The organism is Streptomyces sp. NPDC002784, assembly GCF_053592135.1.
This window is the reverse complement of the sequence record NZ_JBSFVD010000005.1, coordinates 388800-410699: the sequence shown is the minus strand read 5'-3', so window position 1 is coordinate 410699 and position 21900 is coordinate 388800. Positions and strand designations below refer to the sequence as shown.

Annotated in this window: 18 protein-coding genes; 10 read left to right on the top strand and 8 right to left on the bottom strand. The window is 71.6% G+C overall.

The genetic code is table 11. The features are described from left to right. Window positions 1-29: 29 nt before the first annotated feature. Both ACWD1Z_RS13935 and ACWD1Z_RS13930 read right to left on the bottom strand, forming a co-directional pair. On the bottom strand, window positions 30-1337 hold the full coding sequence (locus tag ACWD1Z_RS13935) for an FtsX-like permease family protein (RefSeq protein ID WP_451118442.1): 1308 nt from the start codon (window positions 1335-1337) through the stop codon (window positions 30-32). A 3-nt stretch (window positions 1338-1340) separates the two neighbouring features. Next, window positions 1341-2129 carry an ABC transporter ATP-binding protein gene (locus ACWD1Z_RS13930; protein WP_451118440.1) on the bottom strand — a complete coding sequence of 263 codons (789 nt, stop codon included), beginning with the start codon at window positions 2127-2129 and terminating at the stop codon, window positions 1341-1343. A 302-nt stretch (window positions 2130-2431) separates the two neighbouring features. On the opposite strand from ACWD1Z_RS13930, the gene ACWD1Z_RS13925 reads away from it, so the two are divergent. Further along, the gene (locus ACWD1Z_RS13925; RefSeq protein WP_451118439.1) at window positions 2432-3970 is read left to right on the top strand and encodes an FAD-dependent oxidoreductase; all 1539 of its coding nucleotides are present in this window, start codon (window positions 2432-2434) and stop codon (window positions 3968-3970) included. Between the two features lie 10 nt (window positions 3971-3980). Here the strand turns inward: ACWD1Z_RS13925 and ACWD1Z_RS13920 are convergent, their stop codons facing one another. From ACWD1Z_RS13920 to rhaI, 6 genes are all read right to left on the bottom strand, one after another. Further along, the gene (locus ACWD1Z_RS13920; RefSeq protein ID WP_451118438.1) at window positions 3981-4613 is read right to left on the bottom strand and encodes a LutC/YkgG family protein; all 633 of its coding nucleotides are present in this window, start codon (window positions 4611-4613) and stop codon (window positions 3981-3983) included. Then, entirely contained in the window at window positions 4610-6097 is a 1488-nt protein-coding gene (locus ACWD1Z_RS13915) for a LutB/LldF family L-lactate oxidation iron-sulfur protein (protein ID WP_451118436.1), read from the bottom strand. The genes ACWD1Z_RS13920 and ACWD1Z_RS13915 overlap by 4 nt, the downstream gene beginning before the upstream one ends. Continuing rightward, the gene (locus ACWD1Z_RS13910) at window positions 6094-6849 is read right to left on the bottom strand and encodes a (Fe-S)-binding protein (protein WP_451118434.1); all 756 of its coding nucleotides are present in this window, start codon (window positions 6847-6849) and stop codon (window positions 6094-6096) included. The genes ACWD1Z_RS13915 and ACWD1Z_RS13910 overlap by 4 nt, the downstream gene beginning before the upstream one ends. A gap of 70 nt (window positions 6850-6919) precedes the next feature. Then, window positions 6920-8371, bottom strand: a complete 1452-nt coding sequence (locus ACWD1Z_RS13905) for a rhamnulokinase (protein ID WP_451118433.1) — start codon at window positions 8369-8371, stop codon at window positions 6920-6922. Next, entirely contained in the window at window positions 8368-10407 is a 2040-nt protein-coding gene (locus tag ACWD1Z_RS13900) for a bifunctional aldolase/short-chain dehydrogenase (RefSeq protein WP_451118432.1), read from the bottom strand. Before ACWD1Z_RS13900 ends, ACWD1Z_RS13905 begins: the two co-directional genes overlap by 4 nt. Before the next feature lie 114 nt (window positions 10408-10521). After that, complete coding sequence (gene rhaI / locus ACWD1Z_RS13895; protein ID WP_451118430.1) at window positions 10522-11682, bottom strand: L-rhamnose isomerase; 1161 nt, start codon at window positions 11680-11682, stop codon at window positions 10522-10524. 272 nt (window positions 11683-11954) lie between these two features. On the opposite strand from rhaI, the gene ACWD1Z_RS13890 reads away from it, so the two are divergent. From ACWD1Z_RS13890 to ACWD1Z_RS13850, 9 genes are all read left to right on the top strand, one after another. Next, on the top strand, window positions 11955-13472 hold the full coding sequence (locus ACWD1Z_RS13890; protein ID WP_451118429.1) for a sugar ABC transporter ATP-binding protein: 1518 nt from the start codon (window positions 11955-11957) through the stop codon (window positions 13470-13472). After that, the gene (locus ACWD1Z_RS13885) at window positions 13469-14509 is read left to right on the top strand and encodes an ABC transporter permease (RefSeq protein ID WP_451118427.1); all 1041 of its coding nucleotides are present in this window, start codon (window positions 13469-13471) and stop codon (window positions 14507-14509) included. The genes ACWD1Z_RS13890 and ACWD1Z_RS13885 overlap by 4 nt, the downstream gene beginning before the upstream one ends. Next, a complete protein-coding gene (locus ACWD1Z_RS13880) occupies window positions 14502-15503 on the top strand; it encodes an ABC transporter permease (protein ID WP_451118426.1) in 1002 nt (333 codons plus the stop codon). Before ACWD1Z_RS13885 ends, ACWD1Z_RS13880 begins: the two co-directional genes overlap by 8 nt. A gap of 37 nt (window positions 15504-15540) precedes the next feature. Beyond that, window positions 15541-16623: a rhamnose ABC transporter substrate-binding protein gene (gene rhaS, locus ACWD1Z_RS13875; RefSeq protein WP_451118425.1), complete on the top strand. Its 1083-nt coding sequence runs from the start codon at window positions 15541-15543 to the stop codon at window positions 16621-16623. Between the two features lie 17 nt (window positions 16624-16640). Then, window positions 16641-16961, top strand: coding sequence for an L-rhamnose mutarotase (locus tag ACWD1Z_RS13870; protein WP_451118423.1), 321 nt, complete (start codon window positions 16641-16643; stop codon window positions 16959-16961). Window positions 16962-16976: 15 nt separating this feature from the next. Next, window positions 16977-18389, top strand: a complete 1413-nt coding sequence (locus ACWD1Z_RS13865) for a BNR repeat-containing protein (RefSeq protein WP_451118421.1) — start codon at window positions 16977-16979, stop codon at window positions 18387-18389. Window positions 18390-18468: 79 nt separating this feature from the next. Continuing rightward, window positions 18469-19494, top strand: a complete 1026-nt coding sequence (locus tag ACWD1Z_RS13860) for a LacI family DNA-binding transcriptional regulator (protein WP_451118420.1) — start codon at window positions 18469-18471, stop codon at window positions 19492-19494. Between the two features lie 102 nt (window positions 19495-19596). Continuing rightward, a complete protein-coding gene (locus ACWD1Z_RS13855) occupies window positions 19597-20898 on the top strand; it encodes an alpha/beta fold hydrolase (protein ID WP_451118418.1) in 1302 nt (433 codons plus the stop codon). 73 nt (window positions 20899-20971) lie between these two features. Then, the gene (locus ACWD1Z_RS13850) at window positions 20972-21736 is read left to right on the top strand and encodes a PIG-L deacetylase family protein (protein ID WP_451118416.1); all 765 of its coding nucleotides are present in this window, start codon (window positions 20972-20974) and stop codon (window positions 21734-21736) included. Window positions 21737-21900: the final 164 nt, after the last annotated feature.

Below are 21900 nucleotides of genomic sequence, written 5' to 3'. Positions count from 1 at the left end.
CCTGGAATGCGCTGAGCCCCCGCCATCCGTCACCCCACCGCGACCGCCGCCACCGCCGGAGTCCGCAGCACCCGGCGGGTCGTGACCAGGCTGGTGCCCAGGGTGGTCGCGGCTGCTACGGCGATGACCGCGGCGGCGATGCCGTAGAACTCGGTGGGCAGGAGCCCGTCGGAGCGGACCAGGGTGAAGGGGATGATGCCCGCCAGCGCCGCCAGCGTCCCGCACACCACTCCGGTCAGCGTGAGGATCAGTCCCTCGGCGCCCACCATCCCCAGCACCTGACCGGGCGTCGCCCCCGCCAGGCGCTGCTGGCCGAACTCCCGGACCCGGTACGTGGTCGCCGCGTACAGCGAGTTGACCAGCATCACGCAGACGAAGACCACGATGATGCCGACGACCGTGTAGTTGAGCGTCTCCAGGTTCTTCGCGTCGACCGACTTCACCGCGCCCGAGGCCGCGAGGGCGTCGCTCTCCACGGCCTGCACGGTGACCGTGGCCGTGGACACCGCCGTGAAGAGGATCAGCGACATCAGCGTCCCCGCCAGGTCGGCCACCCGACGGCGCAGATTCCGCACCGCCAGCCAGCCGCTCGCCCCCCGCGGCGCCAGCCGGTCCAGCACGCCCCCGAGCAGCCGGGGCGCCCGCAGCGCGAACCCCACCGACAGCAGGATCGCCCCGTACACGGCCGGCGCCATCAGCGCCTCGTCCGTCGCCGAGAACGCGAAGGTGGCGCTCGCCGACAGGGCACCGGCCGCGAGTGCCGCGTACCCGAGATACGTCCGCGCCCTGCCCGGCCGCCGGGACCCGCGCGTGGCCCGCCGTACGGCGAGGAACGCCGCGCCCGCCGACGCGAGCAGCGTGATGCCGACGCCGGTCACGAGCGCGACCGGGCCGAAGACGTGGTCGACGGAACCGGCCACCTGGCCACTGTCCTGGAAGACGTCCAGCAGCGCCCGCCCGCCGAGCATCGCCGCGCCGACCGCCGGCACCGCGCCCACCAGCGCCACCGCCACCGCCTCACCCACCACCATCCGCCGCAGCTGCCCCGGCGCCGCCCCCGAGCAGCGCAGCAGCTCCAACTCCGCCGTCCGCTGACGGACGTTGACCGTCAGCGTCGAGGCCACGGCGAAGAACACCAGCAGGCTGCCGTAGCCGCCGACGACACTCGCCGCCGTCGTCAACGTCCCCGCGCTCGTCGCGTCGACGCCGTCCCGCCCCGCGGTGTCGTGCAGGGAGTTGAACGTCATGATGATCGTCGCGCCCAGGAAGGCGGCGAGCAGCGTCGCCAGGAACCGTCCGGGCCGCTGCCGGATCGACCGCATCGCCAGCAGGAACATCGCTCACACCTCCGTCGCCACGGCGTCGCCCAGGTGCGCGAGGCGCTCGGCCACCGCGTCCGGGGTCGGCGCGTCCATCCGGCCCGCGAGCCGCCCGTCCGCCAGGAACAGCACGGAGTCGGCGTAGGAGGCGGCGACCGGGTCGTGCGTCACCATCACCACCGTCCGCCCGAGCCCCCGCACCGCGTGCTGGAGCAGCGTGAGGACGTCCCGCGCGCTGCGCGTGTCCAGGGCGCCGGTCGGTTCGTCCGCGAAGATCACCCGAGGTTCGGTGACCAGCGCCCGCGCGATCGCGACACGCTGCCGCTGGCCACCGGAGAGCTGGTCGGGACGGTGGCCGAGCCGGTCGCCGAGACCGACCGAGGCCAGCACCTCCCGGACCCGCCGCTTGTCCACCCGCCGCCCGGCCAGCTTCAGCGGCAGCACCGTGTTCTGCGCGACGGTCAGCGTCTCCAGCAGGTTGTACTGCTGGAACACGAACCCGATCCGGCCGCGCCGGAACTTCGTCAGCGCCGTCTCGTCCCCGGCCGTCAGCTCGGTGCCGTCCACCCGCACGATCCCGCTGTCCGGCCGGTCCAGACCCGCCGCGCAGTGCAGCAGCGTCGTCTTGCCGGAGCCGGACGGACCCATCACCGCGGTGAAGGTGCCGCTCCCGAGCCCCAGGGTGACCTCGCGCAGGGCGGTCACCGCGCTGTCGTCCGTGCCGTAGGTCCTGGTGACCTTGACCAGCCGCAGCGCCTCGGCGGCGGGTCCCTCGTCGTGCGCGGGTGTGCCCCTGCGGAACATCGTCATCACTCCCCGGTGGGCCACTCCCTGTGCCCCCGACCACGAACCTACGGAGACGGCAGGCGCGGCACATGGGGCGCAGAACCCGTATCGGGGGGTGTACTCAGGGACACCACGGCCCCGTCTCCAGGGCAGTGGCCCGCCGACGTGACACACCGGTGCCGAGTGGACGAGCGGCGGCGCCGCCCGGACTGCCGGGCCGCGTGGATCCACCCGGCGCCCCCCGGATACGGCCTCGCGCTGACCTGCGCATTCGCCTGACCGCCGGTCCGTCGTGTGGCCGGGCCCGTCCGGGGAACCCGGCCGTCATGGACGATCAGGCCCGCACCCGTAAGTCGCACTGGATCGAGACGGCGCCGCCCGGCGACCTCGCGCCCCCGCCGGACGGTGACCTCACCGTCGAGGTGGCCGTCGTGGGCGCGGGCATCGCCGGGATCAGTACGGCCTGGGAGCTGGCCCGGCGGGGCCACGGCGTCGCCCTGCTGGAGGCGGACCGGATCGCCACCGGCGTCACCGGGCACACCACGGCCAAGCTGAGCGCCCAGCACACCCTGATCTACGACCGGCTCCGCCGCACCCGCGGCCGGGACGGGGCACGGCTGTACGCGGCCTCCCAGATGGACGCGATCCGGCACGCCGCCGAGACCGCCGAGGAACTCGGCGTGGACTGCGACTGGGAGGCCACGGCGGCCTACACCTGGGCCGAGGACGCCGGCCGCACCGACGAACTGCGGGCCGAGGCCGCCGCCGCCCGGGAGGCGGGGCTGCCCGCGCAGTACGTGACCGAGACGGATCTGCCGTTCCCGGTCGCGGGAGCGGTCCGGGTGGAGGAACAGGCCCAGTTCCACCCCCGCAAGTACCTGCTGGCGCTGGTCGAGGACCTGCGGCGGCTGGGCGGTCGCGTGTACGAGCACACCCGGGTCGTCGGGCTCTCCGAGGGCGATCGCTGTGTGCTCACGACCGAGGACGGCGTGAAGGTGACGGCGCGGTCCGTCGTGGTCGCCACCCACTATCCGATCTTCGACCGGGCGCTGCTGTTCACCCGCCTCACGCCCCGCCGGGAACTCGTCGTCACCGCTCCCGTCGACGCGGCCACCGCTCCGACCGGCATGTACATCACCACCGAGCAGAACACCCGCTCCGTCCGCACGGCGCCCTACGACGACGGCAGGCGCCTGCTCCTCGTCACCGGGGAGCACTTCACCCCCGGCGCGGGCGGCGATGTCGAGGCCCGCTTCGAGACCCTGTCCGCCTGGGCCCGGGAACGCTTCGGGGACCTCGACTTCACCCACCGCTGGGCCACGCAGGACAACGACCCCACCGACTCCGTACCGCTCGTCGGACCCCTGCACCCCGGGAGCAAGCACGTCTACGTGGCCACCGGCTTCGGCGGCTGGGGAATGGCCAGCGGAATCATGTCGGGCCGCCTGCTGTGCGACCTGATCACCGGCCGGGACAACGCGTGGAGCGACCTGTACGACCCGCGCCGGGTGGCGCCCGTCCTGCGGGAGGGGATGGACTTCCTCAAGCACCAGGCCGACGTGGCACGGCACTTCGTCGGTGACCGGCTCCAGCACCTGCCGGGCCCCTCGGCCACGTCCGTGGACGAGATCGCCCCCGGGGACGGCGCCATCGTCCATGTGTCGGGCAAGCGTTGCGCCGTCCACCGCGACGAGGACGGCAAGGTGCACGCCGTCTCCGCCAAGTGCACGCACATGGGCTGTCTCGTGGCGTTCAACCGCGCGGAGCAGGCCTGGGAGTGCCCGTGCCACGGCTCCCGTTTCGCCCCGGACGGCCGCGTGGTCCAGGGGCCCGCGGTGCGGCCCCTGGAGCAACGGGACATCTGAGCCCGCCCCCTCAGCCGACCAGGATCACCTCCAGGGTGCGCGGCCCGTGCACCCCCTCGACCCGGTCGAGTTCGATGTCGCTGGTCGCCGAAGGGCCGGAGATCCAGGTCAACGGGCGGACGGGGTCGAGCCGTTCGAGGGCCTGCGGCACGGAGGAGACGACCTGGTCCGGCACCCGTACGACGCAGATGTGATGGTCGGGGACGAGCGTGATGCGGCGCCTGCCCTGGTCGGGGCCGCCGTCCAGGACGAGGGTGCCGGTCTCGGCGACGGCCACCGCGCACGCCGTGACCACGCTGTCGACGCGGTCCAGCTCGTGCGGGGTGCTCTCGACCCGGTCCGGGACCTGCTCGGCATCGGCCACCGCCAGCCACGACGGCTCCAGAGCGGGCGGCACGAGCACCGTCCTCGCCCCCCGCGCGGCCAGCAGCCCGGCGATCGTCGCCGGCAGGTCGTCGGGGGAGCAACGGTGCACGATCGCCCGGTAGTCGGCCAGGTTCTCGGCGAGCAGGACGATCGTCTCCTCGGCACTCCGCTCCCCGTGCTGCCGCAGATACGCGCGCTCGACCGGCCTGTCCTCGTCCGGTCCTACGTCCGCCAGCGCGCGCCGCACCCGCCCGAGGATCCGTTCCCTGCTGCTCACTTGGCGCCGTCCTTTCCGCCGTTCGTCCGCTGCCACCAGTCCCGGAACGGCTCCCGGGGCACCGCGGGCAGTTCCCGGGTGCCGCTCCACGCCTTCCCGGGCCCCGGCAGGCTCCGGGGATGCAGGCGCCGGGTGCGGGAGGCGAGCCGCTGGCCGGTGCGCAGGGCGGCCGGGTAGGTGAACGCCCAGCGGGCCGCCCGCATCGCCGCCCGTTCCGCCGCGTGTCCCTTGGCGGGCTTGAGCACGACCTTGTTGCCGCCCCGGGTCACGGGACCGCCCTGCACGACCCGCTCCCGCAGATGCACCAGCACCTCCGGGATGTCGATGGCCACCGGGCACACCTCGTAGCAGGCGCCGCACAGGGAGGAGGCGTACGGCAGGGAGGCGTCGATCTCGCTTGCCGTTCCCCGCAGTTGGGGACTGAGGATGGCACCGATCGGGCCCGGGTAGACCGAGCCGTACGCGTGGCCGCCCGCCCGCTCGTACACCGGGCAGACATTGAGGCAGGCGGAGCAGCGGATGCAGCGCAGGGCCTGGCGGCCGACCTCGTCGGCGAGGGTGTCGGTGCGGCCGTTGTCGAGGAGCACGAGATGGAAGGTCCGCGGCCCGTCCGCCGTCCCGGAGTCCGTGGTTCCCGTCCACATGCTCGTGTAGGGGTTCATGCGCTCGGCGGTGGAGGAGCGGGGGAGGGTCTGCAGGAACACCTCCAGGTCCTGCCAGGACGGCACGACCTTCTCGATGCCGACGACCGAGATCAGCGTCTCGGGCAGGGTCAGGCACATCCGGCCGTTGCCCTCGGACTCCACGACCACCATGGTCCCGGTCTCGGCGACCATGAAGTTGGCGCCCGAGATGCCGACCTTGGCGCGCAGGAACTTCTCCCGCAGATGCACCCGGGCGGCCTCGGCGAGTGCGGCCGGGGTGTCGGTCAGCCCATCGGGGGCCGGCCGGCCCCACTGGCTCATCTCCCGGGCGAAGATGTCCCGGATCTCGCCGCGGTTGCGGTGGATCGCCGGCACCAGGATGTGGGAGGGCCGGTCCTTGCCCAACTGCACGATCAGTTCGGCGAGATCGGTCTCGTAGGCGCGGATGCCCGCCGCCTCCAGCGCCTCGTTGAGCCCGATCTCCTGCGTGGCCATCGACTTGACCTTGACGACCTCCGACTCCCCGGTCGCCTTGACGAGTTGGGTGACGATCCGGTTGGCCTCGTCGGCGTCGGCGGCCCAGTGCACGGTGCCGCCCGCGGCGGTCACCGACTCCTCCAACTGCACCAGGTAGCGGTCCAGATGGCGCAGCGCACGGTCCTTGATCCGCGCTCCCGCGTCGCGCAGCGCGTCCCAGTCGGACACCTCCGCCACGGCCGCGGCCCGCTTGCCGCGGATGGTGTGCGTGGCGTGGCGGAGATTGCCGCGCAGGGTCTGGTCGTGCACGGCCTCGTGCGCGGCCTTCGGGAAGGCCGGCATCCCTACGAACGTCCCGCTCATCGGGCCGGTTCCTCCTCCGTGCTCGCCAGGATCTCGGCGATGTGGACGGGCCGCATCCCGGTCCTGAGCCGGGCCATGGTGCCGCCGATGTGCATCAGGCACGAGTTGTCGGCCGAGCAGAGCACGTCCGCGCCCGTGGACTCGGCGTTGCGCACCTTGTCCGCGCCCATCGCCGCCGAGACATCGGAGTTCTTCACGGCGAAGGTGCCGCCGAAACCGCAGCACTCGTCGGCACCCGGCAACTCGATCAGCTCAAGTCCCTTCACCGCCCGCAGCAGCCGCTGGGGCTTGTCACCGAGCCCCAGCCCGCGCAGCCCGTGACAGGCCGGGTGGTAGGTCACCGTGTGCGGGTAGTACGCCCCGACGTCCGTCACCCCCAGCATGTCCACCAGGAACTCCGTCAGCTCGTACGTCTTCGGCACCACGGGCGCGAGGGTGGCGGCGAGCGCGTCCCCGCGCCCCTCCGCCCGCGCCCGCTCGCCCATCCGCGGGTACAGCTCGCGCACCATCGCCCCGCACGACCCGGAGGGCGTCACGATCGCCTCGTACTCCCCGAAGACATCGGAGAAATGCCGGGCCAGTGGCTCCGCACCATGCCGGTAGCCGGTGTTGTAGTGCGCCTGCCCGCAGCAGGTCTGCGCCATCGGGAAGTCGACCTCGACGCCCAGCCTGGTCAGCAGCTTCACCACGGCGCGCCCGGTGTCCGGATAGAGCGTGTCGTTGACACAGGTCAGGAACAGAGCGACACGCATCGCGGCTCCTTGTCGTCGATCATCGGATGAGTGCAGGGTAGTGCGGGGCATCGGCCCGGGGGAGTCCCGCTCACCCGCGGGCGAGCCGGGCCTCGGCCTCGCGCCACCGGGCGGTGTCGCCCCGTGGCTCGTAGCGGGTCAACGGCTGGGTACGGGTGAGCAGTTGACGTCCGTCCGTGAGATCCCGGACCAGGCCGTGCGGGCGGGCCTGGACCAGGACGTTGCCGAGGGCCGCGGCCTCCGTCGGGCCCGCCACCACCGGCAGCCCGCAGGCGTCGGCGGTGAGCTGGCACAGCAGGGCGTTGCGGGTGCCGCCCCCGACGACGTACACGACGTCGACCGGCCGGTCGGCCAGCCGCCGGCCGTCCGCGACCGCCCTGCGGTGGGCGAGGGCGAGCGAGTCGAGGATGCAGCGCGTGACCTCGGCGGGCGACTCGGGCACCGGCTGCCCGGAGGCCCGGCACGCCTCGGCGATCCGCTGCGGCATCCGCCCCGGCGCGAGGAACGCCGCGTCGCCCGCGTCCACCACCGACCGCAGCGCCGGCGCCTTGGCCGCCCTCAGCAGCAGCCCGCCCAGATCCGGCTCGTCCCACACGCGCAGGCACTCCTGGAGCAGCCACAGGCCCATGATGTTGCGCAGATAGCGGACCGTGCCGTCCAGCCCCAGCTCATTGGTGAAGTTGGCGGCCCGGCTCTCCTCGGTCAGCACCGGCGCGTCCAGCTCCAGACCGGCCAGCGACCAGGTCCCCGTGCAGATGTACGCGAAGTGCTCACCGGCGCCGGCCGGGACCGCGGCCACCGCGGAGGCGGTGTCGTGCGAGCCGACGGCGGTCACCGGCACGGGTCCGGTGAGCCCGGTGTCGTCCAAAACCTCGGGCCGCAGCAGACCGGCCGGATCCCCGGGCTGCCGCAGCGGCGCGAACAGGTCCAGGTCGACACCGAGCCGGGCGGCGACGTCGGTGGCCCACTGCCGGGTCCGCGGGTCGATCAGCTGGGTGGTCGAGGCGTTGGTCAGCTCGGTGCCCTGCTCACCGGTGAGCCAGTACGTCAGCAGGTCGGGGATGAGCAACAGGCGCCGGGCACGGGCGAGTTGGTCCGTACCGCGGGCGGCCATGAGCTGGTACAGGGTGTTGAAGGGCGCGTACTGCAGCCCGGTCGCCCCGTACAGCTCCTCGGCGGGCACGGTCGCCCACACCTTCTCCGCGACCCCGTCCGTACGGGAGTCGCGGTAGTGGACGGGGTTGCCGAGCAGCGCCCCGTCGGCGTCCAGCAGGCCGTAGTCGACGGCCCAGCTGTCGATGCCGACGGAGTCGACCCGCCCGGCGGCCCGCAGGCCCTCCAGCACCCCCGCGTACAGCCCGAGCACGTCCCAGCGCAGCCCTTCCGGAACGCGCACCGGCCGGTTCACGAACCGGTGCGCCTCCGCCAGCTGGAGACTGTCGGGCCCCACGCGGCCGACCATGACCCGTCCGCTGGACGCGCCGAGATCGACCGCGGCGTACGACTTCACGGACCCGCTCACCGCAGGAAGGCGGCCGCGACGCCGGCGTCGACCGGGACGTGCAGTCCCGTGGTGTGCGTCAGCTCCCCGCCGGTGAGGGCGAAGACGGCGTTGGCGACATGCGCGGGCAGCACCTCCCGCTTGAGGATGGTCCGCTGGGCGTAGAACTCGCCCAGCTTGTCCTCCTCCACCCCGTACACGGCGGCCCGCTGGGCGCCCCAGCCACCGGCGAAGATCCCCGAGCCGCGCACCACGCCGTCCGGGTTGACGCCGTTGACGCGGATGCCGTGCTCGCCCAGCTCGGCGGCCAGCAGCCGCACCTGGTGGGCCTGGTCGGCCTTGGTGGCGGAGTAGGCGATGTTGTTCGGGCCGGCGAAGACGGCGTTCTTGGAGGCGATGTAGACGATGTCACCGCCAAGACCCTGGGTGATCATCACCCGTGCCGCCTCCCTCGACACGAGGAAGGAACCGCGCGCCATGATGTCGTGCTGCAGGTCCCAGTCCTTGGCCGACGTCTCCAGCAGCGGCTTGGAGATGGAGATCCCGGCGTTGTTCACGACGAGGTCGACCCCGCCGAAGGCGAGCACGGCGGCCTCGAAGGCGTCGGCGATCTGCTCCTCGGAGGTGACGTCCACCGTCACCGCGACCGCCTTGTCGGGCCCGCCCAGCTCCTCGGCGACGGCGGCGGCGTTCCCGGCGTCGAGATCGGCGACGACCACACAGGCGCCTTCGGCGACCAGCCGCTGGGCGATGGCCTTGCCGATCCCGCTGCCGGCCCCGGTCACCAGCGCGACCCGGGTGGCGAGCGGCTTGGGCTTCGGCATCCGCTGCAGTTTGGCCTCCTCCAGGGCCCAGTACTCGATGCGGAACTTCTCGGACTCCTCGATGGGCGCGTACGCCGAGACGGCCTCGGCGCCGCGCATCACGTTGATGGCGTTGACGTAGAACTCGCCCGCGACCCGGGCGGTCTGCTTGTCCTTGCCGAAGGAGAACATGCCGACGCCGGGGACCAGCACGATCGCCGGGTCCGCCCCGCGCATCGCGGGGGAGTCGGGCAGGGCGTGCCGCTGGTAGTAGGCGGCGTACTCCTCGCGGTAGGCGGCGTGCAGCTCCTTCAGCCGCGCCACCGCCTCCTCCAGGGGCGCCGTGGGCGGCAGGTCCAGCACCAGCGGCCGCACCTTGGTGCGCAGGAAGTGGTCGGGGCAGGAGGTGCCGAGGGCGGCGAGCCGGGGGTGCTCGGCGCGGGCGAGGAAGTCGAGGACGACGTCGGAGTCGTCGAAGTGCCCGACCTGCGCCCGGTCCTGGGAGGCGACGGCACGCACGTGCGGCGCGAGAGCCGCGGCCCGCTCCCGCCGCTCGCCCTCGTCGAGGGCCTCGTACCCCTCGATGACGGGACCGAAGGGCTCGGCCTTGCCCTTCTCCGCCAGGAACGCCTCGGCGGTGCGGATGATGTGCAGCGAGTTGCGCTCGCACTCCTCGGAGGTGTCACCCCAGGCGGTGATCCCGTGCCCGCCGAGCACGCACCCGATGGCCTGGGGGTTGGCCTTCTTCACCGCGGCGATGTCGAGTCCGAGCTGGAACCCGGGGCGCCGCCAGGGCACCCACACCACGGTGTCGCCGAAGCACTCGGCGGTCAGCTTCTCGCCGTCGGCGGCACAGGCGAGCGCGATACCGGAGTCGGGGTGCAGATGATCGACGTGGGCGGCCTCGACGAGCCCGTGCATGGCGGTGTCGATGGAGGGCGCGGCACCCCCCTTGCCGTGCAGGCAGTAGTCGAACGCGGCGACCATCTCGTCCTCGCGCTCCACGCCCGGGTAGACGTCGACGAGCGCCCGCATCCGGTCCAGCCGCAGCACCGCCAGCCCCGCCTCGGTGAGCGTCCCGAGATCACCACCGGACCCCTTGACCCACATCAGCTCGACATCACCCCCCGTGACGGGATCGATGCCGGTGCCCTTGGCGGAGGCGTTGCCGCCGGCGTAGTTGGTGTTACGGGGATCGGAGCCGAGCCGACGGGACCGGGCGAGGAGAGCGGCGGCTTCGGGATTCACAGCCATGGAAAATTCCTTACTTCTCAAAAAACGGCGAGTGCACTTCCCAAGGGGCGCGGGGAACTGCGCAACCAGCCACAAACGGCCCGCACCCCGCGACGAACAGAACCCGGCAGACGCTCACGCCCCCCAACCGGCCTGCTCCCCACCGACTCGCTCAGCAACGATCTTCTCGGCCCACCCGGACCGGGCATACGCGGCAAGGGGCTCGGGGTCCAGCCCCATCTCCTCCCGCACCTCCCGCAGCAGCGGCCGCACATCGGTGTTGTACGCGTCCATGACCACGGCATTCGCGGCCAGCACGTCCCCGGCGGCCTGCGCCTGGCCAAGAGAGACGCGATCCACCAGGAGCGCCTTCGCCGTGGCCTCCTGCACGTTCATCACCGACCGGATGATCGCCGGGATCTTCGCCTCGATGTTGTGGCACTGATCGAGCATGAACGCGACCTCGGGGCTGAAGCCCCCGCCGCGGATCACCTCGTACATGATCCGGAACAGCTGGAAGGGATCCGCCGCGCCCACCATCAGGTCGTCGTCGGCGTAGAAGCGCGAGTTGAAGTCGAACCCGCCGAGCTTCCCCTCCCGCAGCAGCGTGGCGACGATGAACTCGATGTTGGTGCCCGGCGCATGGTGCCCGGTGTCGACGACGACCTGGGCCTTCGGCCCGAGCTTGAGGCAGTGGGCGTACGCCGTCCCCCAGTCCGGGACGTCCGTCGTGTAGAAGGCAGGCTCGAAGAACTTGTACTCCAGCAGCATCCGCTGCCCGTCCCCGAGCCGCTCGTAGACCTCGGCCAGACCCTCGGCCAGGCGGTCCTGGCGCCCGCGGATGTCGTCCTGCCCGGGATAGTTCGTGCCGTCGGCGAACCACAGCTTCAGGTCGGTGGAGCCGGTCGCGTCCATGATGTCGACGCACTCCAGCAGATGGTCGACGGCCTTGCGGCGCACCGCCGCCTCGGGGTGGCAGATGCTGCCGAGCTTGTAGTCGTCGTCCTGGAACGTGTTGGAGTTGATCGCCCCCAGCTTCACCCCCCGCTCCTCGGCGAACTTGGCGAGAGCCGCGTAGTCCTCGACCCTGTCCCAGGGGATGTGCAGGGCCACCGTCGGCGCCACCCCCGTGAACGCGTGCACCTGCGCCGCGTCCTCCAGCTTCTCCTGGGGTGTCCGGGGCACCCCCGGTTGCGCGAACACCTTGAACCGGGTCCCGGAGTTCCCGTACGCCCACGACGGCGTCTCGACGGCCTGGGTCTTGAGCGCGGCCTTCACCGCGGCGAGGTCGGTCACTTCGGGCTCCTGTGACGTCGGGGCGGAAAGTCTTCAGAAACGCATCACTGTGAAACGATTCAAGACGGGAAGCTATGAGCCCCCCGAAGGGGTGTCAACCCCCAGGCCCAAGCCTGTTGCTCGTGACCCGGCCGTGACCTTCGTTCATCGAAACTTTTTCGACACGGACCCATTGACGTGACATGCGTCGCATGCCTAACGTCCCGGCAACCAAGTTGAAACCTTTCACGACGTCGCGAGGGCCGTCCCGCCGACGTCGTCGAGGAGCCCCCATGACCCACCCGTCCACCACGGGTCCGGCCCCGGTACTCGCGCTCAGGGACGTGTCGAAGTCCTTCGGCGCGGTCCGCGCCCTGCGGGACGTCTCCCTGGAGCTGTTCCCCGGGGAGGTGCACGCCCTCGCCGGAGAGAACGGCGCGGGCAAGTCGACCCTCATCAAAACGCTCGCCGGAGTGCACCGGCCGGACGCCGGCCAGGTGCTGCTCGACGGCGAACCCGTCGTCTTCCACGGCCCCGGCGACGCCCGGGACGCCGGTATCGCCGTGATCTACCAGGAGCCGACCCTCTTCCCCGACCTGTCGATCGCCGAGAACATCTTCATGGGCCGCAGGCCCCGGCGCGCGTTCGGCCGGATCGATCACAAGGCCACCCACGCCGCCACGCTGGCCCTGATGCGGCGCCTCGGCGTCGAGCTCGACCCCGACCGCCCGGCGCGCGGTCTGCCCATCGCCGATCAGCAGATCGTCGAGATCGCCAAGGCGCTCTCCTTCGACGCCCGGGTCCTGATCATGGACGAGCCGACCGCCGCCCTCACCGGCAGCGAGGTCGCCCGCCTCTTCGGCGTCGTCCGCACCCTGCGCGACCAGGGCGCCGCCGTGCTGTTCATCTCCCACCGGCTGGAGGAGATCTTCCAGATCTGCCGACGGGTCACCACCCTGCGCGACGGCGCCTGGATCGCCGGCGAGCCGATCGATGGCATGACCGAGGACGACCTGGTCCGCCGCATGGTCGGCCGCGACCTGGACGAGCTGTACCCCAAGCAGGACGTCACCCCGGGCGAGGTCGCCCTGAGCGTGCGCCGCCTCACCCGCGAGGGCGTCTTCACCGACGTCTCCTTCGACGTCCGGCGCGGCGAGATCGTGGGCCTCGCGGGGCTCGTCGGCGCCGGCCGCACCGAGGTCGCCCGGGCCGTCTTCGGCATCGACCGCTGGGACGCCGGTGAGGTGTCCGTCGGCGGGAAAGCCCTCGTCAACGGCGCCCCCTCCACCGCGATGGCCGCCGGTCTCGCCCTGGTCCCCGAGGACCGGCGCGCCCAGGGCCTGGTGATGGACATGTCCATCGAGCGCAACATCGGACTCACCGGCCTGCGCACGACCGTCCGGGCCGGCCTGATGGACCGCGGGGCCGAGCGCAGCCGCTCCCTCGACTGGGCCGTCAAGCTCCAGGTGAAGTACGCCCGGCTCGCCGACACCGTCTCCACCCTCTCCGGCGGCAACCAGCAGAAGGTCGTCCTCGCCAAGTGGCTCGCCACCCGGCCCGACGTGCTCATCGTCGACGAGCCCACCCGCGGTATCGACGTCGGCACCAAGGCCGAGGTGCACCGGCTGCTCAGCGGGCTCGCCGCCGACGGGGTCGCCGTCCTGATGATCTCCTCCGACCTGCCCGAGATCCTCGGCATGGCCGACCGCGTGCTGGTGATGCACGAAGGGCGGCTCACCGCCGAGATCGCACGCTCCGAAGCCACCGAGGAAACCGTGATGGCCGCAGCCACGGGGAGGGCCGCCGCATGACGGTGACCACCCCCCAGCAAGCCCCCGCCCCAGAGGTGCCCAAGGCGGGCGCGACCCGACTGGTCGACCGCGTCTTCAAGATGCGCGAACTGGCCATCCTGGTCGTCTTCCTGGCGATGATCGCCCTCACCCAGGCCGGCAACAGCGAGTTCCTCACCGAACAGGGCATCAAGGACCTCCTGCTCAACGCGACGATCCTGGTGCTGGTCGCCGTCGGACAGTCCCTGGTCGTCATCACCCGCAACGTCGACCTGTCGGTCGGCTCGACCCTGGGCATCAGCGCCTTCGCCGCCGGTACCTACCTCCAGGGCGGCGGCAACCCGGTCGTGGCCGTGCTGCTCGCGGTCCTGATGGGCATCGGCTTCGGCCTGCTCAACGGCCTGCTCGTCAGCCTCGGCCAGGTGCCGGCGCTCGTCGTCACCCTCGGCACGCTGTACATCATCCGCGGCATCGACTCCATCTGGGTCGGCTCCCGGCAGATCACCGCGGCCGACCTGCCGGACGGCTTCGTCGACTTCGGCTCCGGCGGCATCTCCGCGGTGCCGTGGCTGGCGCTGATCGCCCTCGTGGTGCTGGTGGCCACCGCCTACTACCTCAAGCACTACGGCAGCGGACGCGAACTGTACGCCCTCGGCTCCAACCCCGAGGCCGCCCGCCTCGCCGGAATCCCGGTACGCAAGCGCATCCTCGCCGCCTACACCTTCTGCGGGGCGCTGGCCGGGCTCGCCGGGGCGATGTACCTGGCGCGGTTCGGGAACGTCGACTCCGGCACCGGCAACGGCTACGAACTCACGGTCGTGAGCGCCGTCGTGGTCGGTGGCGTCGTCTTCACCGGCGGCTCCGGCAGCGTCTACGGCGCCGCCCTGGGCGCCCTGCTGCTGACCTCCATCAACAGTGTGCTGCCCGCCCTCGGCGTCAGCTCCGTCTGGGTGCTCGCCATCAACGGCATCCTGCTCATCCTCGCCATCGCGGTCGACCGGGTCGTCGCGCTGCGCGTGGCCTCGGCCCTGAAGAAGAGGAACGCCCGCCATGCCTGAGTCCCTGCTGCGCGCGGTCCGCTGGGACACGGTGGTCGGCGCCCTGTTGATCGTGGTGCTCCTGCTGTCCTTCGGATTCGTGGACGGTTTCGGAAACGCGCTCAACCTGTCGTTCCTGATCGGGAACACCCTTCCGATCGCCCTGATCGCGCTGCCCATGACCCTGCTGGTCGTCTCGGGCGAGATCGATCTCTCGGTCGCCTCGACCGCCGGACTGTCCGGAGCGGTCATGGGCGCCCTGTGGAACCAGGGCATGACGATCGAGGCGATCATTCCGGTCTGCCTGCTGCTCGGGGTGGTGTGCGGACTGATCAACGGGCTGCTGGTGACCCGGCTCGGGCTGCCCTCCCTCGCCGTCACCATCGGCACACTGGCCGCCTACCGGGGCATCGCGCAGATCGTGCTCGGCTCCGACGCGGTCACCGACTTCCCCACCCCGTACCTGGACTTCGCGTCCGGACGGATCGGCGACACCTTCATCCCGTACGCCCTCCTGCCCTTCCTGGTGCTGCTGGCCATCGCGTTGGTCGCCCTGCACGCCACCCCGTTCGGGCGGTCGCTGTTCGCCATCGGCGCCAGCCAGGAGGCGGCCCGGTTCGCCGGGATCCGGGTCAGGCGGCAGAAGCTCATCCTGTTCACGGTGACGGGCTTCATGGCCTCCCTCACCGGCATCTTCTGGGCCCTGCACTACGCCAGCGCCCGCTACGACAACGCCACCGGGCTCGAACTCTCCGTCGTCGCCGCCGTGCTGCTCGGCGGCATCGACTTCGACGGCGGCAAGGGAACGCTCGGCGGCGCGATCGCCGGTGTCTTCCTGCTCGGCGCGCTGCAGAACGTGATGAGCCTTCAGGACGTCTCCGCCCAGTCGCAGATCCTCGTCACCGGAGTGCTGCTGGTGCTCTCCGTGCTCGGACCCCGCGTCGCACGGCAGATCGCCGTCGCCCGCGCCGGACGCAGAGCCGCGGCCATGAAAACCCCCACCCCGACCTCGTAAATCCCCGTTACCCCAGCCTCCCCAAGGAAGAGCCCTCATGCGCAAGTCATCGCTCCGCCGTGCCTCCGCGGCCGTCGCCGCCGCCACCTCCCTCGCTCTCGCCCTCACCGCCTGCGGCGGCACCACCAAGGAGGACGTGGCCAACGAGGACGCCTCCGCCGCCACCGCCGGAAAGGCCGACCCGAACGCCGAACTCGAGAAGGGCCTGACCGTCGGCTTCCTGCCCAAGCAGGTCAACAACCCCTACTTCACCTCCGCCGGCAAGGGCGGCGAGACGGCCCTCGCGGAACTGGGCTCCAGCTACAAGGAGGTCGGCCCGTCCAGCGCCACCGACACCGCCGGGCAGGTCAGTTACGTCAACACGCTCACCCAGCAGCAGGTCGACGCCATGGCCGTCTCCGCGCAGGACCCCGGCGCCCTGTGCACCGCGCTCAAGCAGGCCATGAAGAACGACATCAAGGTCGTCACCTACGACTCCGACACCAAGGCCGACTGCCGCAACGCCTTCGTCTCGCAGGCCTCCGCCGAGGACCTCGGCCGCACCGAGGTGCAACTGCTCGCCGAACAGATCGGCTACAAGGGCGAGATCGCGATCCTGTCCGCCGCGCAGACCGCGACCAACCAGAACGCGTGGATCGAGTTCATGAAGGACGAGCTCGAGGACCCGAAGTACAAGGACATGAAGCTGGTGAAGGTCGCCTACGGCAATGACGACGCCCAGCAGTCCTTCCAGCAGACCCAGGGCCTGCTCCAGGAGCACCCGAACCTGAAGGGGATCATCTCCCCGACCACCGTCGGCATCAAGGCCGCCGCCCAGTACCTGTCGGGCTCCAAGTACAAGGGCAAGGTCAAGCTGACCGGCCTCGGCACCCCGAACGACATGCGCAAGTACGTCAAGAACGGCACCGTCGAGGCGTTCGAGCTGTGGGACCCGGCCAAGCTCGGCGAGCTGGCCGCCCGTACCGCCGTCGCGCTGGTGTCCGGGCAGATCACGGGCAAGGAGGGCGAGACCTTCACCGCCGGCGACATGGGCGAGTACACCATCGGCGAGGACGGCGTGATCAGCCTCGGCAAGCCGACCGTGTTCAGCAAGGACAACATCGACCAGTTCGACTTCTGAGCGACAGGGGGCTGTTGATGCACCGCGTGTGCTTTCTGCTGAAGGTCCGGGCGGACCGCCTCGACGAGTACCGCGAGCGGCACGCCGCCGTATGGCCGGAGATGCTCGACGCGCTCTCGGCCACCGGCTGGCACAACTACTCGCTCTTCCTGCGGGACGACGGCCTGCTGGTCGGCTACCTGGAGACCGAGGACTTCGCCGCCGCCCAGGCCGGCATGGCAGCCACCGAGGTCAACGCCCGCTGGCAGGCGGAGATGGCGCCGTTCTTCGAGTCGCTGGACGGCGCCCGACCCGACGAAGCGATGAAACCCCTCACCGAAGTCTTCCATCTAGCCTGAGCCGGAGTTGCCTCCATGAGAAGACGCACTGTCCTGGCCACCGCGCTGCTGGCCGCGGTGGCCACCCCGGGCACGGCGCGGGCCGCCGATCCCGGCCCCTCCGTCACCCTCACCGGCACCACCACGCTCGACTCCCAAGCCATCTTCTTCGTCTCCTACGACGGCCTGGTCAACAACAACTCCTTCCAGAAGAACGGCCTGTTGACCTACAAGGGATACCAGTACGCCGTCTGGTACACCGCCGACCGCAACGCCGTCGTCGGGCGGCGCGCGCTCGGCGCGAGCACCTGGTCGACCGTCAAGGTCGGCCACACGCTCCGCTACAACGACTCCCACAACGTCATCTCCATGGGCGTCTCCCGGGTCGACGGCCGACTGCACCTGAACATGGACTCGCACAGCGACGGCTTCACCTACGTCAAGTCGGTGGCCGGGCTGATGGACAACCCGGCCGGGCTCTCCTGGACCACCGCCCGCTTCGGCGCACCCCAAGCCACGCTGGACGGCCTGGCGTTGACCAGCCAGTTCACCTACCCGCAGTTCATCGCCACCCCCGAGGGCCGGCTCCAGCTCAGCTACCGGGTCGCCGTCTCCGGCAACGGCCGCAACGCCCTCGCCGAGTACGACGGCACCAAGTGGACCGCGCTGGGGGAGTGGACCAGCTCCACCGGCACGTACACCAGCGAGCACGGCTCCTCGACCGCCCGCAACATGTACCTGCACGGCATCGACTACGACCGGGGCGGCCGGCTGCACTCCTTCTTCACCTGGCGCGAACAGAACGGCGCCGTGATGTGCGCCGGCGGCGGCATCACCAACCACGACACCGGCTACGTCTACTCCGACGACCGCGGCCGCACCTGGCGCACCGACGCGGGCACGGTGGTCGGCACCACCGGCGGCTCCGACAAGGTGTCCGTCACCGACGCCGGCCTGGTCGTGGACCCGCTCAACGCGGACCACTCCCTGATGAACCAGGAGAGCCAGTTCACCGACTCCGCCGGCCGGCCGCACGCGATCATCTCCTACGTCCCCGGCCGCTTCGGGCAGTGCACCACGAACTACGTCGCCGACCGCACCGCCAACGGCCGCGCCTTCCACCTCCGCAAGAACGCCTCGGGCAGCTGGCAGAAGACCGAGATCCCGGTCCCGCTCAACTCCAGCCAGCGCACCAGACTGGTCCTCGACACGTACGACAACGCGTACGCGGTCCTCCCGTTCGGCCGGATCGCCGGCGCCTCCAAGGCGTCCGGCTACAGCGACTGGACACTGCTCTACGACGGCGCCGGGCTGAACGCCTTCGGCGAGGTCGTGATCGACGAGACGCGGATCGCGCAGGACCACGTCCTGTCCGTGATGTACCAGGTGAAGTCCAGCGGTACGACGCCCTCGGCACTGCGCGTCGTCGACTTCCGGCTCCCTGCCTGACCGATGCCGTCCCCGGGCGGCGTGACGGTAATGTGAAGACCCGCCCGCCGCCCCTCGTTCCCCCGGAGGTTCCTGCCTGATGGCCCAGTCGGTGGGTATCAAGGACGTCGCCCGCGCCGCCGGAGTCTCCGTCGGCACCGTCTCGAACGTCATCAACCGTCCGGACTCGGTCGCCACCGAGACCCGGGCCCGGGTGCTGTCGGCGATCGACCGGCTGGGCTATGTCCGCAGCGAGTCCGCGCGCCAGCTGCGCGCGGGCCGCAGCCGCATCATGGGGCTGCTCGTCCTCGACATGGGCAACCCCTTCTTCGTCGACGTGGCGCGCGGCGCGGAACGGGCCGCGCGCGAGGCCGGACTCGGCGTGATGGTCTGCAACAGCGCGCAGAGCGCCTCCGAGGAGGCCGACTACCTCTCCCTCTTCGCCGAGCAGCGGGTGCGCGGGGTGCTGCTCACCCCGGCGGACGCCACCGGGCGCAACATCGGCGCCTTCCGGCGGCACGGCATCCCCTTCGTCCTCGTCGACCGGGTCGCCGAGGGCGCCACCGAGTGCTCGGTCTCCGTCGACGACGTCGCGGGCGGCGCGCTCGCCGTCCGGCACCTCGTCGACGCCGGGCACCGCTCCATCGCCTACGTCAGCGGCCCGCCCAGCCTCAACCAGGTCCGCGACCGCCGTACCGGCGCGCTGTCCGCGCTCGCCGAGGCCGGCCTCGCCCCCGAGGTGCTGCGCGAGCTGCCCACCGAGCGGCTCGACGTCGCCGCGGGCCGGGACGCCGGCGCCCGGCTGCTCGGCCTCGCCGACCGCCCCACCGCCGTCTTCTGCGCCAACGACCTGCTCGCCCTCGGCGTCCTGCAGGCGATGTACGCGGCCGGGGTCAGCGTCCCCGACGACCTCGCCATCGTCGGCTACGACGACATCGAGTTCGCCGCCGCCGCGGCCGTCCCGCTCACCTCGGTCCGGCAGCCCGCGGTCACCATGGGCGCCCTCGCCGCCGAGCTGCTGCTGGAGGAGACGGAGGACGAGGGCGGCACGCGGGGCCACGAGCACCGCAGGGTCGTGCTCCAGCCCGAGCTGGTGGTCCGGCGCTCCAGCCTGTCCACCCGCTGACCGGAGATTCAGTACGATCTCATGATCCCGGGGAGCGGACAGCGGACGGACCTGTGCTGAACTGGGTCGCGTCCCGCACATCCGTCCGTCCCGGGAGCCCTGTTGACCGCGTCCTACCGCCAGCCCGGCGTCGTTCTCACCGACCGCCGCTTCACCGTGCCCCTCGACCACGACGACCCGGCGGGCGAGACCATCGAGCTCTACGCCCGTGAGGTCGTCGCCACGGAACGCGCGCACCAGCGTCTGCCGTGGCTGGTCTACCTCCAGGGCGGCCCCGGCTTCGGGGCGAACCGGTTCGTCGGCCGGGAAGCCTGGCTGAAGCGGGCGCTGACGGAATTCCGGGTGCTGCTCCTGGACCAGCGCGGCACCGGCGCCTCCACCCCGGCCAACCGCCAGACGCTCCCGCTGCGCGGCGGCCCCGCCGCACAGGCCGGCTACCTCGCGCACTTCCGCGCCGACTCCATCGTCCGTGACTGCGAGGCCGTCCGCCGCCAGGTCACCGGCGGTGCCCCCTGGACCGTCCTCGGGCAGAGCTTCGGCGGCTTCTGCACCGTGACCTATCTGTCCCTCGCGCCGGAGGGCCTGAGCACCGCCCTCATCACCGGCGGACTGCCCTCCCTCGACGCGACCGCCGCCGACGTCTACCGGGCCGCCTACCCGCGCATCGAACGCAAGGTCGCCGCCCACTACGCCCGTTACCCGCAGGACGTCGAGCGGGCCCGGCAGATCGCCGAGCACCTGCTCCAGCACGACGTCGTCCTGCCGAACGGCTACCGGTTCACCGTGGAGGCCTTCCAGTCCCTGGGCATCCTCCTCGGCCGCGGGGACGGCAGCCACCGGCTGCACTTCCTGCTGGAGGACGCCTTCGTCCGCACCCCGCAGGGCACCGCCCTCGCCGACTCCTTCCAGGAGGAGGTCCAGGGGCTGCTGTCGTACGCCGGCCATCCCCTGTACGCGCTGCTGCACGAGGCGATCTACGGCCAGGACCAGGGCGCCACGGACTGGGCCGCGGAGCGGGTGCGCGGCGAGTTCCCGCAGTTCGACGCCGCGAAGGCCCTGGCCGGTGACGGCCCGCTGCTGTTCACGGGAGAATCCGTGCACCCCTGGATGTTCGACAACGACCCGGCCCTGCGCCCGCTGCGCGAGACCGCGCAGGCCCTGGCCGGGAACCAGGGCTGGCCGCCCCTGTACGACCCCGCCCGCCTCGCCGCCAACGACGTCCCGGTCGCGGCGGCCGTCTACCACGACGACATGTACGTCGACACGGCCCACTCCCTGGCCACCGCCCGCGCCGTCCGCGGCCTGCGTACCTGGGTCACCGACGAGTTCGAGCACGACGGCGTACGCGCGGGCGGCCCGCGCGTCCTGGACCGCCTGCTGGCGCTGGCACGCGACGAGGTGTGACGACGCGCCGCAACCCGCCGCGCGCCTGTCCCGGCCGAGGCGGACGGCCCACGGCCACGGCTAGTCTGCGGACATGAGCGATCCGTCGATCACACCCCTGCGCCCCATGCCCGAGGACTGGCAGCGCGCCCTCGCCGTCGTCGCGCACCCGGACGATCTGGAGTACGGCTGCTCGGCGGCCGTCGCCGCCTGGACCGACCAGGGCCGTGAGATCTCCTACCTCCTGGCATCCCGGGGGGAGGCGGGCATCGACACCCTGGAGCCCGCCGAGTGCGGACCACTGCGGGAACAGGAGCAGCGGGCGAGCGCGGCGGTCGTCGGGGTGTCGGTGGTGGAGTTCCTGGACCACCGGGACGGTGTGATCGAGTACGGCACCGCGCTGCGCCGGGACATCGCGGCGGCCGTCCGCCGCCATCGGCCCGAGCTGGTGATCACCCTGAACCACCGGGACACCTGGGGCGGCGTCGCCTGGAACACCCCCGACCATGTGGCCGTCGGCCGCGCCACGCTGGACGCGGCCGGGGACGCCGGGAACCGGTGGATCTTCCCCGAGCTGACCGAGCAGGGCCTGGAGCCCTGGAACGGCGTCCGCTGGGTCGCCGTCGCCGGATCCAGCACCCCCACACACGCCGTCGACGCCACGGCGGGCCTGGACCGGGCAGTACGCTCACTGCTCGAACACCGCACGTACATCCAGGCGTTGACCGACGAGAATGTTGGCAAAGGACGTATGTCAGCTGAGGAGTACTGCCGGAACTTCCTGACTCAGCAGGCAGAGGCTGCTGCGCCGCGGTTCGGCGGGCGGCCAGCGGTCGCTTTCGAACTCTTCGGCCGGTGAGCGGCGTAGATATGCGACAGCGCCCCCGATCTGACGACCAGGGGCGCCGCAGCCCTGCCCCCACCGCGTGGCAGCTGGCATAGGGGCGGGCTGTCTTGGAGGGCCATTTCCGGCGAGTTACCCGCACCACTTCAAGATCATACAAAGCTGATTGGATTCAGCCG

Coding starts and splice junctions, on each gene's coding strand:
- ACWD1Z_RS13935 (WP_451118442.1), bottom strand. CDS start 1,337: ATGTTCCTGCTGGCGATGCGGTCGATCCGGCAGCGGCCCGGACGGTTC.
- ACWD1Z_RS13930 (WP_451118440.1), bottom strand. CDS start 2,129: ATGACGATGTTCCGCAGGGGCACACCCGCGCACGACGAGGGACCCGCC.
- ACWD1Z_RS13925 (WP_451118439.1), top strand. CDS start 2,432: ATGGACGATCAGGCCCGCACCCGTAAGTCGCACTGGATCGAGACGGCG.
- ACWD1Z_RS13915 (WP_451118436.1), bottom strand. CDS start 6,097: ATGAGCGGGACGTTCGTAGGGATGCCGGCCTTCCCGAAGGCCGCGCAC.
- ACWD1Z_RS13910 (WP_451118434.1), bottom strand. CDS start 6,849: ATGCGTGTCGCTCTGTTCCTGACCTGTGTCAACGACACGCTCTATCCG.
- ACWD1Z_RS13900 (WP_451118432.1), bottom strand. CDS start 10,407: ATGGCTGTGAATCCCGAAGCCGCCGCTCTCCTCGCCCGGTCCCGTCGG.
- ACWD1Z_RS13890 (WP_451118429.1), top strand. CDS start 11,955: ATGACCCACCCGTCCACCACGGGTCCGGCCCCGGTACTCGCGCTCAGG.
- ACWD1Z_RS13885 (WP_451118427.1), top strand. CDS start 13,469: ATGACGGTGACCACCCCCCAGCAAGCCCCCGCCCCAGAGGTGCCCAAG.
- ACWD1Z_RS13880 (WP_451118426.1), top strand. CDS start 14,502: ATGCCTGAGTCCCTGCTGCGCGCGGTCCGCTGGGACACGGTGGTCGGC.
- rhaS (WP_451118425.1), top strand. CDS start 15,541: ATGCGCAAGTCATCGCTCCGCCGTGCCTCCGCGGCCGTCGCCGCCGCC.
- ACWD1Z_RS13870 (WP_451118423.1), top strand. CDS start 16,641: ATGCACCGCGTGTGCTTTCTGCTGAAGGTCCGGGCGGACCGCCTCGAC.
- ACWD1Z_RS13865 (WP_451118421.1), top strand. CDS start 16,977: ATGAGAAGACGCACTGTCCTGGCCACCGCGCTGCTGGCCGCGGTGGCC.
- ACWD1Z_RS13860 (WP_451118420.1), top strand. CDS start 18,469: ATGGCCCAGTCGGTGGGTATCAAGGACGTCGCCCGCGCCGCCGGAGTC.
- ACWD1Z_RS13850 (WP_451118416.1), top strand. CDS start 20,972: ATGAGCGATCCGTCGATCACACCCCTGCGCCCCATGCCCGAGGACTGG.